The 15,026-nt window shown below is 59.4% G+C and carries 15 protein-coding genes and 2 pseudogenes; 6 read left to right on the top strand and 11 right to left on the bottom strand.

Annotation, left to right across the window (positions count from 1 at the left end):
- Positions 1–91 precede the first annotated feature (91 nt).
- Complete coding sequence (locus tag AC1DW2_RS04945; RefSeq protein ID WP_038934995.1) at positions 92–1,234, bottom strand: AI-2E family transporter; 1,143 nt, start codon at positions 1,232–1,234, stop codon at positions 92–94.
- 202 nt (positions 1,235–1,436) lie between these two features.
- Positions 1,437–1,832, bottom strand: coding sequence for a PRC-barrel domain-containing protein (locus AC1DW2_RS04940; protein ID WP_477005333.1), 396 nt, complete (start codon positions 1,830–1,832; stop codon positions 1,437–1,439).
- Positions 1,833–2,819: 987 nt separating this feature from the next.
- Here AC1DW2_RS04940 and AC1DW2_RS04935 point away from each other — a divergent pair.
- From AC1DW2_RS04935 to AC1DW2_RS04920, 4 genes are all read left to right on the top strand, one after another.
- The gene (locus tag AC1DW2_RS04935; RefSeq protein ID WP_208088312.1) at positions 2,820–3,308 is read left to right on the top strand and encodes an SIR2 family protein; all 489 of its coding nucleotides are present in this window, start codon (positions 2,820–2,822) and stop codon (positions 3,306–3,308) included.
- Positions 3,309–4,064: 756 nt separating this feature from the next.
- Complete coding sequence (locus AC1DW2_RS04930) at positions 4,065–4,565, top strand: peptidoglycan-binding domain-containing protein (protein ID WP_477005332.1); 501 nt, start codon at positions 4,065–4,067, stop codon at positions 4,563–4,565.
- A 433-nt stretch (positions 4,566–4,998) separates the two neighbouring features.
- The gene (locus tag AC1DW2_RS04925) at positions 4,999–5,082 is read left to right on the top strand and encodes a DUF3309 family protein (protein ID WP_442869651.1); all 84 of its coding nucleotides are present in this window, start codon (positions 4,999–5,001) and stop codon (positions 5,080–5,082) included.
- A 269-nt stretch (positions 5,083–5,351) separates the two neighbouring features.
- Positions 5,352–5,579 (top strand): hypothetical protein, encoded by a 228-nt coding sequence (locus tag AC1DW2_RS04920; RefSeq protein WP_208088310.1) that lies wholly within the window; start codon positions 5,352–5,354, stop codon positions 5,577–5,579.
- A 1,559-nt stretch (positions 5,580–7,138) separates the two neighbouring features.
- On the opposite strand, the gene AC1DW2_RS04915 is transcribed toward AC1DW2_RS04920, so the two are convergent.
- The 4 genes from AC1DW2_RS04915 to AC1DW2_RS04900 all read right to left on the bottom strand — a co-directional run bounded on the left by AC1DW2_RS04915 (position 7,139) and on the right by AC1DW2_RS04900 (position 11,281).
- Positions 7,139–7,849 (bottom strand): IS110 family RNA-guided transposase, encoded by a 711-nt coding sequence (locus tag AC1DW2_RS04915; protein ID WP_208088309.1) that lies wholly within the window; start codon positions 7,847–7,849, stop codon positions 7,139–7,141.
- 688 nt (positions 7,850–8,537) lie between these two features.
- On the bottom strand, positions 8,538–9,068 hold the full coding sequence (locus AC1DW2_RS04910; protein WP_038935046.1) for a DUF1003 domain-containing protein: 531 nt from the start codon (positions 9,066–9,068) through the stop codon (positions 8,538–8,540).
- Between the two features lie 298 nt (positions 9,069–9,366).
- On the bottom strand, positions 9,367–10,731 hold the full coding sequence (gene otsA, locus AC1DW2_RS04905; RefSeq protein WP_477005331.1) for an alpha,alpha-trehalose-phosphate synthase (UDP-forming): 1,365 nt from the start codon (positions 10,729–10,731) through the stop codon (positions 9,367–9,369).
- A gap of 301 nt (positions 10,732–11,032) precedes the next feature.
- Entirely contained in the window at positions 11,033–11,281 is a 249-nt protein-coding gene (locus AC1DW2_RS04900) for a hypothetical protein (RefSeq protein WP_225004675.1), read from the bottom strand.
- Positions 11,282–11,490: 209 nt separating this feature from the next.
- Here AC1DW2_RS04900 and AC1DW2_RS04895 point away from each other — a divergent pair, with 209 nt between their 5' ends.
- Positions 11,491–11,766 carry a hypothetical protein gene (locus AC1DW2_RS04895; RefSeq protein ID WP_018648614.1) on the top strand — a complete coding sequence of 92 codons (276 nt, stop codon included), beginning with the start codon at positions 11,491–11,493 and terminating at the stop codon, positions 11,764–11,766.
- Positions 11,767–11,794: 28 nt separating this feature from the next.
- Here AC1DW2_RS04895 and AC1DW2_RS04890 read toward each other — a convergent pair.
- Positions 11,795–12,132 (bottom strand): annotated as a pseudogene (locus tag AC1DW2_RS04890) (IS701 family transposase); the annotation flags it as partial.
- Positions 12,133–12,319: 187 nt separating this feature from the next.
- Here AC1DW2_RS04890 and AC1DW2_RS04885 point away from each other — a divergent pair.
- The gene (locus tag AC1DW2_RS04885; RefSeq protein ID WP_038958099.1) at positions 12,320–12,589 is read left to right on the top strand and encodes a hypothetical protein; all 270 of its coding nucleotides are present in this window, start codon (positions 12,320–12,322) and stop codon (positions 12,587–12,589) included.
- Between the two features lie 179 nt (positions 12,590–12,768).
- Here AC1DW2_RS04885 and AC1DW2_RS04880 read toward each other — a convergent pair.
- The 4 genes and pseudogenes from AC1DW2_RS04880 to AC1DW2_RS04865 form a co-directional block, all read right to left on the bottom strand.
- Positions 12,769–13,056 (bottom strand): annotated as a pseudogene (locus tag AC1DW2_RS04880) (exopolysaccharide biosynthesis protein); the annotation flags it as partial.
- Between the two features lie 157 nt (positions 13,057–13,213).
- Positions 13,214–13,378, bottom strand: coding sequence for a DUF3309 family protein (locus tag AC1DW2_RS04875; RefSeq protein WP_018646276.1), 165 nt, complete (start codon positions 13,376–13,378; stop codon positions 13,214–13,216).
- 510 nt (positions 13,379–13,888) lie between these two features.
- Positions 13,889–14,236: a hypothetical protein gene (locus AC1DW2_RS04870; RefSeq protein ID WP_225005394.1), complete on the bottom strand. Its 348-nt coding sequence runs from the start codon at positions 14,234–14,236 to the stop codon at positions 13,889–13,891.
- 174 nt (positions 14,237–14,410) lie between these two features.
- On the bottom strand, positions 14,411–14,662 hold the full coding sequence (locus AC1DW2_RS04865; protein ID WP_477005330.1) for a hypothetical protein: 252 nt from the start codon (positions 14,660–14,662) through the stop codon (positions 14,411–14,413).
- Positions 14,663–15,026 lie beyond the last annotated feature (364 nt).

Here is a 15,026-nt window from a genome sequence, read left to right as displayed (position 1 = left end):
GTCGGCGGGCCCGGAGAATGGGATCTGGCTCTGCCGGCGCCGACGTGGGCTGCCGCCGTATGCCTTCGCCACGCAGAGTATCCGCGCTCGACTAATCGAACTGTGTCGCTGCGACAGGGCGGAACACCCATTCACGCCACACCGTCAACAGGGCTGCCATCACGACCGGCCCGAGGAATAGGCCGATAAGTCCGAAGGCCGCCAAGCCTCCGAAGATCCCGACGAAAGCGAACAGAAAGGGCAGGCGAGCCGAACCCCCGACCAGCACCGGCCACACGAAATGATCGCCGGCGAGCATGATCACCGCTCCCCAGCAGAACACACCTGCCGCCGCGGCTTCGTTTCCGTTCGATATCAAGGCAAGCGCCGCCGCGGAGAAGGCCGCCCAGGCACCGAAAGGAAGCATCGCGAATGCAGTGGTGAAAATGGTGAACATGACGGCGTTCGGCACGCCCGCAACGAGATAGCCGACCCCTATCAACAGCCCCTCGCCAACCGCGACCACGACGGTGCCGTTCACCGTGCCGCGAATGGAATCGACGATCTTCTCGACCACGCCTTCGCCGGGATGGCCAAGGATTCGTTCGCTCGTCTCAAGGAAGCGGCTCGCGACGGATCGGCCGTTGCTGAGAAGAACGAAGAGCGCGACCAGCGAAAAGAGCAGCATGAACATGCGATGCAGCAACTGGCCGCCCAAAGTATTGAAGAGATCCGACGCGCTGTCGGCGCTGATCGCCTTCAACCAGCCGGTGGCCGCCTGCGGATCCGAAAGGTTGGCGCGCCACCACTGCTGCGCGATCTCCGCCGCAATCGGCAGGCGGGCGATCCAATCAGGCACCTCGATGCCGCTCTCGCGGGCCTTCTTCAGCCAACCCGCGATCTCCCCGCTCTGCTGTGCTACCTGATAGATCGCGAGGGCCATAGGCGTGAACAGGATGATGGCAACGAAGCACGTGAATGCGAACGCGGCCCAGCCGGACGGGCCCGACGTCACGCGAGTTGCGAATGCTACGTACAGGGGCCACAGAGCAATGGCCAGTATGGTGGCCCATATCAACGCGGAGAGGAAGCCCGCGGCGGTCCAAAGGGAGAGTGCGACGATCGCCAAAGCGAACACGACGCGCGCATTCTTGCGTGCGTCCGATCCAAGCGGCAACGGCTTATGCCCCGGTTTCGCCCGGGCCTTCTCCTTGGAATCCACCGATCTGGATTCGTCCGGCTTCTTTCGGCTCATGCTCGGATTTGCCCGTCCCACGTTTCCCTACATCACTGGTTGCGCCGAGAAGCGGAGAACGCCTCCCGGAATCGGATTACCTGGGTCGGTAGATGGCGTGGAAGCGGAGGGGTGCAGGGTGCGCCAACGTGTCGAGGCACCCCCTCCTAGATCGGAGAGCGAGCGTCGAGGTCCCGCTCGCTCTCCGCGACGAACCGACTGACTATTTCTTTTCCGGCACCCAGGTGGTGCTGGCTCGATCGTACCTGAAACCTGGGGCGCCCTTCAGGTCGTCCTTGGTTTCGTCGAGGGTCAGCCACCACTTGTCGTTCTTTTTGGCGGTCTTGACCGCGGTGAACGGCACGATGACATCCTTCTCGCCAGCGCCGAGAAATMCGCCGACCCCGATCACCAGTCCCGTGATCTTGCCCGATTTGTCGACGAGGACATCGTCGACATCGCCGATCTTGCTTTCCTTCGGGTCGTACACGGCCTGCTTGTAGTAGTTCGTCACCGTCCAACTTTCGGTCGGTGCCGCGGTCAGCACGGTGGTCGCGGCGAATGCACCGGTTGCCATCGTTGCGGCCAGCAGACATCCGATTGCGAAATCTTTCTTCATATCCGAGCTCCTCGATTTATGTGGGTCCCATGCAACGGGATAAAGTGGCAAATGTTCCGACGATGGAACGTCGCCGTTCGTTGCGTCGTTGAACTAGACCCAGGAGCTGCTCATGAGCCTCTGACAACGGATCGAGAATCTCGGACCCTACCAATCGCTGTTTTTGTTGGCGGTGCCGACGGCGACTGTGGAGCCGTTGAAATTGGTCGCGGTCGCGGTTGCCGGCGAAGGTCACTGGATCGCCGGAACGGCCATGATCGTGGCGCCCAGGAGGCTGCTGCAGGTTAAGCCTCAGGAATCATAATCCTGGGGTCGGGGGTTCGAGTCCCTCCCCCGCTACCAGTAAAATCAATGACTTAATTCCATTTCGTTCGCTGCGAATTTTTTGCACCACGTCTCGCACCACATTTTCGGTTCCCTATCTGCCGCAACAAAAAAAGCACTCCTTGGAAATGCAGCAGCGCAAATTGTTGGGTCCGCCCCAGCAGCACGGATTGAACAAAGGGCCGGCGCCGCCTTGCTCGGGATTGCCGTCCCGGTGGACATTCCCGTTTGGATCACGTCACCGAGCAAGCGAATCGAGCGCTCTGTCTGAAGCGCGTAACGGGCAAGCTGAAGCCTCGGTGGACCGGCAGCCTGAAGGGCGCCATCAGCGAGGTAGGGCCGCGTCTCGACTCGATGGAGTTAGTCGTAACAATGAGGGGAGCGGGGGATCATAATCGTAAGGTCGGAGGTCCGAGTCCTCCCCCGCTACCAGATCCAGCGTAACCCTTTGATGTCCCTTACATGGCCAATCGAAGCTTCAACAAGAGGGATATCTCATTGTTACATGCTGTAGATCATTGATCGATCATGGAGCGTCCGAGCCGCTGACTCTTGAGCCTGTTTGAGATGCTGCAACCGCATCCTCCTGACAGGGGCAGGCTCCTCCTTCTGTGCGAAGAATAGCGGCCCGAACGCCATTACGGCGCCCGGCATGAGAGACCTTTGGGATACGAAGCCATCCAAGGCTCGATTGACGTAATCGCCCGCTATATGCCTCGTTCAAATCAAGATATCGCGGAAAAGAACATCGAGAAACTCCTAACTCACTGCAAAATCTACCTGGAGCTGTTCGGACTGGAGGAGGCTCGTGACGTCGCTGAATTCATCGCATCAGCCGAAAAGTCTATTGCGGCTCGTGTCGACTTCGTGAGCGATCAAACGGACCTGTCTGCACATCAGGCGATCCTAAGAAAAATCGCCCGACGCGGTGCAAGGAAGCCACGCGCGCGTGTGTTCACCACGAACTATGACTTGGGGTTTGAATACGCGGCGAAACACAACGAGCGTTTGAGCGTCGAGCCGCAGATGGGACTGGCGCCCGAGCCGCATCCTATTGGCCGCATTCAGCTGCTTGCGTCCGTGGACCAGAAGAAAAAACGGCTTATCCGTGGGCTTGCCATTTCATCGAATGGGACAGCAGTGCTCGCTTGAAGAGCATCGCCGCCAGTCACATGTGATAAGGATCGGGGATCGTTGGCCCGCCACACTGGCAACGCACCCACCGGCCCTCATTGACGGTCGCGTGCGTCCAATAAGAGCGAGCACGGGCTGCGTTCGAGCACCGCTCGACACAGTACCTCTACGCAAACGCAACGGCACGAGCCGTCGAGGGAGACCTTGGCGGCTTTTGCGTGTGGCTAGATATGCGCAAAGAAACGTCCCCTTCAGGGTCGGTCAGCCGCGAGGCTCTTGCACTCAGATACGAGGTAGGCCGCCTTTAAGACGAACCATTGCGCGACGTTTTACTGAAGCTGACCCAGAATACGAGAAGCCAATTCCCGTCGGAGCTAAGGGAGCCAGAGCCATGGCGGTCGCGCCTGCGCTGCTTGCGGCGCTCCCGCCATCCGATGACCTCGTCGTCAACGCAATGGATCTTGGAGGCGAGGTGCTTGTCGGTGAGCTTCACTCGACCGTAGCAGACGATGACGTCGCCAATAGACAGCATAAACAGACATCCCATTTCAAGGGCGTCAGGACCGTTTTTGACGGTGGTCGCACCCCGGTTGAGGGCAACCCAATTCGGACAGGCGGGCGCGCATCGGCCCTCTCTTATTGGGCAGTCTCAGTGTAATGCGGTGTAACATTCGATGCGGGATAAGGAACAAGTGACCCCGATAACAGTTGCCCGACATCAGCTCTCAAAATCGAAATCACTGAGAGGCTCTAGGATTAGGGAAGAATAAGCCATTGCGTGTCTTCATCATCGCATTGTCAGTCTTGGGACTTTTCGTCGGTGCAAATGTTGCCAAAGCGGGCCCGAGCACGGCCGACCGCGAACTGTTGGCATCCGTCGATCCGGCGACCTTTGGCCAGGAGGCAACTCAGGAAACCGAAGATCAGGTAGGCCTCGACAAGGGAAGGCGTCGAGACGTGCAGCGCCGGCTGACCCGTCTCGGCTTCGACACCAAGGTCAACGGACGGTTCGACGAGTCGACCCGGTCTGTCATTACCAGCTGGCAGGCGGCACGCGGCTATCCCAAGACTGGCTTCCTCAACACGCAACAGCATCAGGCGCTACTGACCGAGTCAGTCTCAGCGGCGCACGCTAGCTCCAGCAGCAGTGACAAATCCGATGAAGGACGTCTGGCCCGTCGTCACGGTGGGGGCGGTGCTCACCATCACCGCAGCGGTGGCGGTCCAGGTGGACTGATTGGTGGCGTAGTGGGCGGACTGTTCGGACGCAGGTGACCCGACAAATTGTAAAGGGGGGCATCCACCCGGCGCGATGCCGAGAGCATCGGTCTGATCGACCCATTCACTCAAGCATGCCTTCAAGGATGCCAGGACGGTTCTGAGAAGGGGAAGCCGCCAGCGTGTTGCGCCAATGCCGGAGCGTATCGTCTGTTAATTCACTCACCACCAGATCGCCGAGTGTCGGCAGGATATGAGCTGTGCCCCTCAAGGCTGAAACAGGGGTTCGATTCCCCTAGGGAGTGCCACTTTTCGGGGCGGCTGACGCGCGTAGGCAGGTGTCGCTATCGCCGCAAGTGGATAAGGTGGTGCCGGATCGGCGGCGGCTTGATTGGGCGAGGCTTACAGGTTGTCGCGAACAATCACCTGGAGGCGGCGTTGAATACTTTGGCGCGCGGCAAACACTCGCCGGTGTCAGCGGAGAATTCCGATGGAATTGATCCTAATTATTGTGGTCGTGTTGCTGCTGTTCGGTGGCGGGGGATACTGGGGTAGGCGGCGCGGCCACTGGTGAACGATGATCGACTTTTCCGACCTTAGTCGCTCCTATGACGCCGCCCGGCACGCTGTGCGTTTCTGAGTTGCGCTGGCACGAATCCAGCCGGGGGTCGTCCCGATGATCAGGCTTGCTGAATGCCTTTGACGGCAACCGAGACAAAATATGCGCCGCGGCCGCTAAGATTTATGTCCCCGGCAGCCGGGGGTCTTACGATCTGGGCGCGTCCAACTTTTGAACCGGCGGCGGTCGCAAGGATCGCGACGCCGCAGAAGGAATGAAAACTAGTGAAAAAACCTGTTCTCTCAATCGACGAGCAAGAGCCAAAGAAAATACTAAGAGCCGATCGGCCTCCGATGGAAGGGTTCGTGACAATAGTCGACGGGCATTTCAAATCAGAATTTGACGATGTCGAGGCCGCTGAAGCATCGGGTCGAAAACTGAAGGCGATATATCCGATGCTTCAGATCGAGATCTACGACGCCGCCAACAAGGTCCGCACTTTGTTGAGCTAAGGCAGACGTCTCATATTGGCTACTAGTGTTGCAAAACTCCAAAAAGACTTGGCCAATTTCCCGCCAAAGATTGAAAACAGCGACAACCGTCGATCAACAGGGCCTCAAACACGCTGACAGAATCGCCTGTGCGTTTGGCGCTCCCCCCGCAACGCTACACTCGCCTTACCATGAGCATTGCAACAAGACGTTCTAATGCCTGCTTCTGGCCCTTCGCGTCGGTTGGTGCGGTGCAGCCGCGTGTCCGGAGTTGAAGTAATGTCGAAAGTGGCTGGCCGATCGTCAAAGCGACGCGATTGACCGTGCGCCCCGAGGGCGCGAACTACCAGTGAGGGAGGATCTCACCCGGATAATTGTCGATTGGTCCGGAAGCTGGCAGGTGGCTCGGCCGGGTAACTGGCTGGGTCGGAGCCCTGCGACGAAGGCGGCCTTGGGCTGCTGAGCGATCCGATGGGCCGTAACAGAGTGAAGCACTTACTACGACGACGGCGGCCGCGATCATCCAGCCTTGGACGGGAGATCCCTGAAAGTCACGCACCAGCCACTCGCCCACGTCGCGGACAATTATGCGTCCGCTCGGCACGTCATGGACCGATACGCCGCAGGAACGATGGACGACGCCGAAGAAGTAAGGCCGCCTCAGTTGGCGGCCTCTTTGCTTCCCGATTGTCCACACTCACGACCCGCAGTAGCTCACGCTCGTTCCAAGGCCCAAGGGAGTTCGTAAGACGTCTGTCAGTTCGCGGGTCTAGGTGATCCAAGTCTCAACCAACTTGCCTTCCTCAATCCGGTAGCTCTCTCCCACTCCAGTTGAAGAGGAAGAGAGCCAGTAAAATAGTTCTCAGCGTCATGCGACACTCCCACATCCGGACGCGTGCCGCGCCTAGAAGACGAGGGCTTCGCCCGGGGCGCATCACCGGCGCATTAGCCAAGCAAGTGCGGCACTTAAGGTTCGATCCCAGTTTCTCTCCCTCCGCCAGCCACCCGAAGTCACTTCGTACTTCGATGTGGAGACAGGCCGAAAATCCGGGCCGTCTTTCCCGCCAGAGAAGTCCCATCGTCGACCCAATTATGCGTTCGACAGGCCCGGAGAACCGAATTTTCTCCGAATCTTAGTAGCTCGTGATTTGGTCTAGTATGGCATTTTCCGGCAGACCAAGCGCGTGTCAGGCAAGCGGTTTGGATCTCTCTCGCTCAACCGAAATGAACCGGGCGATGAGCATCGATAGTGCGAATGCGCCGGTCACATAGGCCTGACGGGTTTCGTCGCGAGATACTCGCCTGGGACGAGTTGCTGCTCGTATGCTTTTCGCGTTTGCTCGAGGAGATTTCATATCGTGTGCTATGCGAAGCCGCTTAAGGGATGTTGGTTACGTCATCGATCGCACCTCACTTTGCGCCGTTCCTTCGTTCGTGCCTGGCGGTCGTTCCTTTGTCCCGGCCTGCGCGCGCAGACGCGCCGCGCGCAAGGGCCGTCAAGGCCGGCCGTCGTGCTGTCCTGACGTCTTGCTCGACCGCGGCGAGGCTGCGCCTTGACGGCCCCGAGCACGGCGCGAGGATCAGGCAGGTCGGGACGCCATCTCCTCCGTCTTGACGCATTCGAAGGCGCGTCCCTTGTTGAGAACCGCCCACGCGATCCGGGCGAGCTTGTTGGCGAGCGCAATCGCCAGCACGTTGTGGTGCAATCGTTTCTTGGCGGCTTCGATCCAAGATTTGAGGCCATAGCGCTCCCAACACTTGACCTTGACCAGCACGACCCACGCGGCTTGCACGAACAGCGCGCGCAGGTAGCGATTGCCATGCCTTGATATCTTGCCGAGGATCGTGCGGTCGCCGGTCGAGATCTGCTTCGGCACCAGCCCAAGCCAGGCGCCGAAGTCGCGGCCTTTCGAGAACACGTCTCCAGTGCCGATCGCGGCCACCATTGCGCTCGAGATAAGCGGGCCAATGCCGGGCACTGTCATCAGTCGCTCGCAGGCCTGATCTTGACGGGCCAGCGTCTCGATCTCGCTCGACAGCCCCTCGATCCGCGCATCCAGCCGACGCCAGTCAAGCATTTGGAGCCTGCGACTGAGATGATGTGCGCCAACGCAGGCCTCCATACCGATCAAGCACGGCGGCAGGTTGGCGAGCCGCGTTTCCACCTGGCCGCGCGACCACTTCTGCCGCAGCACGATGGCGCCGCGCTGATTCTGGCCAATGATGTGGAACGAGTTCTTGCCAATATCGATGCCGATTATGGCGATCGCAGCGTTGAGTTTCTGAGACATGGCGTGCTCCTTGTCTTGAACACCCCTTGCCAGCTTCTCGTACCGGCAGGGCCGGAGCACGGCCGGACCATTCCATTAGCGGGAGTTATTCATCAGGTGCAGAATCGGCGTAGCGTGCTGGCATGCTCGAGCGGATTGCTTGTCCGAGCGCTACCCAAAGACGGCGACGCACCGAAGTCATCGCTTCCGCCAAATGGCAAGTCAGTGCCGGCGGTGAGCCCCGAGGGCGGAGGGGCACGTCCTGAGTCTTTCGAATATTGCCCAAGTTAGGACAGGCAATATTCTCAAACGGCTGGAACGATTGATCTTGGGACTTCTTGGTCCTCCGCAATCGGAGATCTTATCTTCGAGAACCAAGCCCACTGACCGGTCGACATTTTGCCCCAATGCCCGGCGGAAGGCTTAGCGGCCTCAGATGCCCCCGCACTGAGGCCGTTGCCTTGGCCGAGGCGAAGGTGTTCACGTGGTGCGAAAAACGACTTGACGAACTGCTTCAGGAACATCGCGAGCAGCCTGTGCCTTGACTAGCGGATCCGGTCGAACTTGGCGTCGCCTCGAAGGTGTCAGCGCTACAAGTGCCCTCTAACTGACAACCTCGACGATAGAGCGGGAATGAAAATCTCGTGCCCGATAAACATCAGTGCTTCCCGCTTCCCTTCTGGTCCATGACAGACAAGGTCGTCACCGCCTAGGTCTTACCCGGCACCGCTTCGGCCTCGATAGCCGCGACAAGCTCGGGCGCAAGGTGCGCGGACAAACGCTGAATGATGTTGAGTAGCTGCAAGATTTCTTGCTCGCGCAAGGCGTCAATCTTGTTGTGCAGCAATTCGATCTCGAGTTCAGCCTTCACATTTATTCGGTAGTCGTGTTCTGCGTGCCTGCGGTCAATCTCAGATTGGCGGTTCTGGCTCATCATGATGATGGGCGCTGCGTAGGCTGCCTGGAAAGAAAGGACCAAGTTCAGCAAAATGAAGGGATAGGGGTCCCAATGGTTGATGAATGCTATCATGTTCAGAATGATCCAAATGCCAAGAAGGACGCTTTGGATGATGATGAAGCGCCAAGAACCAACTGTTTCAGCAACCCGGTCGGCAAGCATCGCGCCCGGCGTCAGTGCGAGCTTGGGTACGTTGCGGGCTGGCTTTTGCGCCCGAAGTTCTCGCAACCGCTCCTGATCTTCGGGACCTAGGTGCACTTTGTGGCTTTGCTCGTTGGTCATTCGTTGCATCCACAGTTAAGAGGGGTGTGACGATCCGGTACAGGCCGCTTTGGGATGGGAAGCAGGAGAAGTGTACTACGTTGACGCGAAAGCGGAGAACTGTGGACGACTTGCCTTTGGTCTATCTGGTTCAGCGCGACGATGAAGCGGATGCAAGTGGTCCCGTCACTCGTGGATCATTTCCGCCGGGGAGATGATTTCGAAGTAACACCTTATCGGCGGACTGGGGCAACCTCGTTGACGAACGAGATTATCGCGACTTGCTGCACCGATGCTACGTTCCGGACGACATCCCAAGTTAGCGGCTGAGAGCGCCAAGAAAATTCTCGCGCCACGCCGCAATGCTATTGCGGCGTAGTACCGCCATCATGGTCCGCCAACGCTCGCATCGCTCCCCAAGTGGCATCCCCAGCGCTGTCTGCAATGCTTCGGCGACGGCGTCGGGGTCATACGGGTTGGCGATCACGGCAGCGTCGAGTTCATAGGCCGCGCCGGCGAAGGGTGAGAGAATGAGCACGCCGGGGTCATCGGGGTCCTGTGCAGCGACATACTCCTTGGCAACCAGGTTCATTCCGTCGCGCAACGGAGTGACAAGAGCGACGCGACTGAGCCGAAAGAAGCCAGCGAGCGAGCGCTGCGAAAAGCTCCTGTTCAAATACTGGATCGGTGCCCAATCGAGTTCCGCGAAGCGACCGGCCACGTCGCCTGCCAGCGCACCGAGCCTCTGCCGCAGCGCACGGTATTCAGGAACGTCGCTGCGCGTTGCGGTGGCGATCTGCAGGAAGCGGACGTGGTTGCGGTACGCGGGATAGCCGTCGAGAAAGGCGGCGAACGCTTTGAACCGGTGCTCGAGTCCCTTACTGTAATCGAGCCGGTCAACCCCAATGATGAGCTTGCGCCCCCGGAGACTCTCCTGCAGCCGGCGTGCCGTTCGGGATTTCACAGCGCGACCGGCCATGTCGGCGATGGCTTCAGTATCGATACCAATCGGGAAGGCGCCGGCGCGTAGATCCCGATCGAAGGCGTGAACGTGGCCATCGGACGAAACCTTGCCGCCTGCGCGGCGAAGGATGGCGTCATGGAAGGCGGTCAAATCCTCCACCGTCTGGAAGCCGACGAGATCGTAAGCGCACAGTGATTTCAGCAGGTCGCTGTAGTGAGGAAGGGTCGCCAGCACCCCCAACGACGGAAACGGCGTATGCAAGAAGAACCCGATCCGTTGTGTGGCCCCGGCGCGGCGAAGTTCCTCGGCCATCGGGATCAGATGGTAGTCATGCACCCACACGAGGTCACTCGGCCTGAGCAGCGGCGCGAGGGCGTCGGCGAGCAGGGCGTTCACCCGTCGATAGGCGGCCAAGTCCCGGCGGGTAAAGTTCATGAGGTCAAGGCGATAGTGGAATAAGGGCCACAGTGCCGCGTTGGAGAAGCCGCTGTAGTAGCCGTCATGGTCCGCGCGGGTAAGATCGACGGTAGCGTACGTCACTTCCTCGGTCTCAAAAACGTTCGGCTCTGGTGTTGTTTCTCCAAGCTTGCCACTCCACCCGAACCATAAGCCTCCAGCCTGATGCAGAGCGTCGACGAGGCCGGTCACAAGCCCGCCGCTGCGCTGCGCAGCTTCCCCCGGCAAGGCGACACGGTTGGAGACGATGACCAAGCGGCTCAAGCGGGTTCCCTCCGCACTGTCAGGGTTGCGTCAAGCCCAGCCGCCAAAAGATCTCGGCGAACACGGCACCGCAAATGATCGAGCGGTGACATCCGCCGGAGCCCACATTCGCCTCGGTCCTCACGCGAAAATCCACAAGTCCTTCTACCGGAACCGATGGTCCCGTCATCAGGCAATCTGGGCGCTTGAGGTCGGGCGCGACGCATGGACATTGAGCTGCAAGATCAGGGTGTTACTTGTAAAATACATAAATCCTCTCGCAGTAGATACTCTAGCGACGAGCTGGATTGTTGGGCGCTGTCTAAAGCTGATCTTCACCAGGATTGCGTCGGCAGACGCCCCGGGTGTGCCTTTCGATCTCAGCCAGTGCGGCGTCGAGCGAGGCGTGCGGCCCTTGCTGTATGCCGGCCATAGTTTCCGAGGCGTGGCCCCCCGGATAGATCATGAATTGACGGGGAGCGCTTGCCGTGATGCGCCCCATCGAGCGGCCGAGCAGGTCCGTCAGCTGCCAAACCGTGCCTCCCTCTGCGGGTGTAACGATCACATCCATGGTGAACCTTGAGTCTGTACGCCGCGCGAACAAACCGTTGCAATAACCGATGGGCGAACTACCGAGTTCCGCGGCCGCGGCATTCTCGGTACTGGAAGGATTGGCGCTTCGGATCGCCCCGCGATCGAGCGAATGGCGCTTAATGCCGACATGTGCGACTATATAGAATGGTCAAAAAGAAAGGTCGAAGGCCAACGTCGGGAGAAGAAATGGCAACCGCTCTCGACCGTTGGGACGAGGAAGGCGGAGCGCAGGAGTTGGCGTGGCCTTTACCCTATGAAGCCAGCGATTTGCGCGATGTGGAGCGCAGAGTCCTGGAATGTCTGGGTGCCGCCCTTGTCAGCGAATGGAATGATCTGCCTACTGACGTCCAGCGCAGGCTCTTCGAGCACGCGGCCTCGGGCAAATCGCACGACGCCACCGTGTTGAAGACGCGGATCGCCCGTTTCCTGCACGATCATAAAGGCGCTTCGGGTGGGCGCTAACACGACTTTGGCAGATTTGTTCACGCCTTGCTCTTCGCTGACCTGTGTTCTGCAGTATCCGTATCGCGGATCTGATGGCTGAAGAATGAGAGCGACGATGACGGGACGCGCGGCTGGCAGGTTGGGCTGAGGTGGTGGCCGTCGATTCATTTTTGCGCCCCGTCTTGGCAATGCGGAAGTGCTGCAAGAAGGCGTAAGCAATCATCGTCATAAGAGCGTGACGATGAAGACCGTGCCAGAACCGTCCCATCGCGCCATGACGGTTGTAGCCAACCGCCGCAAGTCTATCTCGGCTGGTAGATTTGCGAGATAGCATTTCTTCTCTCCGAGTCGCGATGCTTGCCGATCGCCAACTCGCATTTTTTCACTTGGCATCAGCAAGCATTTCGTCCGCCGGCATCTATAACAAATCCGCGATGTGTATTGCCTTGTGTTTGGTGACTTCGCAGCCATCTTATGATAAAGAGATAGCTAATCTCGGCACAGAGAGCACTGTAAACGGATTGCTTCACTATCGCGCCGATGCAAAGCCGTTTCTGAAGGATAGCCGATCATGACCATGCGCTCCCGACGCGAAACGGTCACCTTCAAGCATCCCTTCCGGATCAAGGGCATCGACCGCCTCCTGCCTCCGGGTGCCTACGAGGTCATTACCGATGAGGAGATGATCGAAGGATTGTCGTTCGAGGCGTTTCGCCGCGTTGCCACTATGATCACGGTGCCGGCGGCGCCGCCGCGCACTTCAACGGTGGAGAGGATTTCCATCAACCCGGTCGATTTGGCTGACGCTCAGCGCATTGATGCCGACGCGCCTCGTGAGTGACGAGCCACTCGATCTCGACAAGCACCGCTGAATGGCTGCACAAGAAGCGACCGACGTCCGGCGTATTCTGGCGCACGTCGAGAACAACGCAATGCCCCTGCGCGATGGGAAGCTTTCTTAAATTTGATGACGCGGCGTCCAACGACTTTCGCACCACACAGCTGGCCTTCACCGGATCCTTAGCCGCCGATGCAGCCGGGTGGCGGGTGAGAATTGTTACCAAACCAGTCAGGACGCACCCCACCGTTACTGGATTTTGGGAAGTGCATAGCTCCGCCCTGGTTGGTCGTCCCCGTGATTAGACCGAAGACCGCGATCATCTGGGACGCGGGGATCATGAGTAGCAGGCCGGCTACGGTCGAGACACCCGGTGCAATAGCGACCACAGCGAGCAGCGGCATAATAGGGCCGAAGGAGCGCTTGTGTAGGCGACCCATCAGCCAGCCCAGGGTAAAGCGATCTTGCCGGTGCCGTGCAGCCGCTGCAGCAGGACCGAGGCAGGCACAAACACCCCTTCATCGGCGGGCATTGTCGGCTTCAGCTGGTCGAGCTCGTTGGGACCCGGTACGCCGGGGAAAGGATATTTTGGGAGGCGCCGGGTCGACACAGCCGACCCTGCGAGGGTCAGAGCCGACCCAGAAGTAGCAATACGACGAGGATGACCAGGATGGTACCGATGACCCCCATCCCACCGTGGCCATAGCCGTAGCCGTAGCCGCCGAAGCGGCCGCTGAAGCCACCAAGCAGGAAGATGATGAGGAGGATGATGAGGATAAGTCCGATCGACATTGTCCGACTCCTTTGGTGGGACCTTGTGGATATTGGGTCTCACGGTAGTCCGAGTTGAGTGCGCGATCTTCAAGCTTCCGGCGACGACTGTCGGCGGCATCACTGGGCAAGTGCTGCGCTACTTCTTCTCGATTGAAATGCCACCCAGCGCGGCGGACGCGGAGCAGGAGGCAGTTTGAGCTTGAGAGAGGCAGCCTTGGTATTGTTTGGCTCGTGGTCGGCGGTGCCCGTGGCGTTGCCGGGACGAGTCAGTCGCTTCGGGATTGCTGGTCGAGCCGATAGACCCGCCCCGCGCTCGCGCCTTTAGCTCCCTGGCGCAAGTTTTGTCTGTCTTGCGATTCGCCGACTCCTGCAAAAGTCCGCAGGCGACCCCGGATGGGAGGGGCCGATGCAGTCGACCGGATCACAGGGGCGCAGCCGCGCCATCGCGCTCCAGTGCGCTTGAGCGCGCGTTGAGTGGGCATGGTCTGTGACAGAGGTTGCCACGCCCAAACAGCGTCGCTCGTGCGCTCAATACGGGGCGTAGTATTGGCGGCGATAGGGATACGGGCCGCCGTAGTAGCCTGGCGCATAGTAGCCCGGCCCGTAATAGCTACCACCGTAGGCTCCATAAGCGGCGGCTCCAGCCGCGGCACCCAGGATGCCAAGACCAATTGCGGCCCCCGGAGCGCCGTAGTAGCCGCGACCGCGGTAGTGGCGTCGGTAGTAGATTTCTGTCACCCCGGACGAAGAAGCCGCTTGTGTCAGAAGAGTCGTGCTCGGCGAGATCGGAGCTGCCCCCGAAGGCAGCACCGAGCCGAGCATCGCCGCACCGAAGAGCGCGACCGCAATCGCGTATTTCATTGTCTGCTGGTTCATGGTCGTATCCTCTCGAACTTGGAGCATCTCAAGCGGGAAGTCGATTGCGTGCCGCTGGCCGATAAAGAACCTCGACCCAGAGTGCTCGAAGCGCTGGTGGGGGCGGATCCGAGGATTCGTGGTTCTAAGCGAACTCACTGACCCGCCTCTGTACTCGCGCCGCGACTTAGCCGATTACTTGGCGCAAGTTTTGTCCGCCTTCAAAGCGGCTTCTGCCGAGGCCTTTGTCGTGTGGGCGGCACCGACAACCTTCATGCTGCCGCCGGTAGCAGGCTGGCTCTCGACAATCTGACACTTCATGGTCGCAGCATCCTGAGCCAGATAGAACGAGGAGGGCGATTGGCCAACGGTTTTGCCAGTCTCCGCCGCGAATGACGGAGAAGCGAATGCGAGAACGGCGACTGTCGTTAATAGAATTCTTTTCATAGTATCCACCAATTCTTATGCGTCCGGAATCGGACAAAGAATGAACAGGGCAAGCCGACAAGAGTTCCAGCTATCGCCGATTTGTTTGTTGCGTGTGGATCCGCGTGGATCAGTGACAGCCCCGAAAGTCTGTCGACAGGTTGTGCCAATCGCCCAATTCCATTCTGCCTAGCGGCGATCCTTCAGCGGGTGTTGCCGTTAGCGGGAATCAATTGGCTATAGCCGCGGCCCTCGCAAACATTCTCTCAATCACCGATGGATGCCGAGAGCAGGGCGGCAAGAAGTATTGTGCCGCAACGCCGCGCGAGCTCATGGTCAAAATTGCTCATTCAAGAAAATTTAACGAAAGGGAATTTGCCATCAG

The organism is Bradyrhizobium sp. P3_C3, from assembly GCF_056402655.1.
This window is presented reverse-complemented; position numbering and strand designations above follow the sequence as displayed.

Coding starts and splice junctions, on each gene's coding strand:
- AC1DW2_RS04925 (WP_442869651.1), top strand. CDS start 4,999: ATGGAATTGATCCTAATTATTGTGGTCGTGTTGCTGCTGTTCGGTGGC.
- AC1DW2_RS04915 (WP_208088309.1), bottom strand. CDS start 7,849: ATGTCTCAGAAACTCAACGCTGCGATCGCCATAATCGGCATCGATATT.
- AC1DW2_RS04900 (WP_225004675.1), bottom strand. CDS start 11,281: ATGGATGTGATCGTTACACCCGCAGAGGGAGGCACGGTTTGGCAGCTG.
- AC1DW2_RS04945 (WP_038934995.1), bottom strand. CDS start 1,234: ATGAGCCGAAAGAAGCCGGACGAATCCAGATCGGTGGATTCCAAGGAG.
- AC1DW2_RS04895 (WP_018648614.1), top strand. CDS start 11,491: ATGGCAACCGCTCTCGACCGTTGGGACGAGGAAGGCGGAGCGCAGGAG.
- AC1DW2_RS04875 (WP_018646276.1), bottom strand. CDS start 13,378: ATGTCGATCGGACTTATCCTCATCATCCTCCTCATCATCTTCCTGCTT.
- AC1DW2_RS04870 (WP_225005394.1), bottom strand. CDS start 14,236: ATGAACCAGCAGACAATGAAATACGCGATTGCGGTCGCGCTCTTCGGT.
- AC1DW2_RS04865 (WP_477005330.1), bottom strand. CDS start 14,662: ATGAAAAGAATTCTATTAACGACAGTCGCCGTTCTCGCATTCGCTTCT.
- AC1DW2_RS04885 (WP_038958099.1), top strand. CDS start 12,320: ATGACCATGCGCTCCCGACGCGAAACGGTCACCTTCAAGCATCCCTTC.
- AC1DW2_RS04910 (WP_038935046.1), bottom strand. CDS start 9,068: ATGACCAACGAGCAAAGCCACAAAGTGCACCTAGGTCCCGAAGATCAG.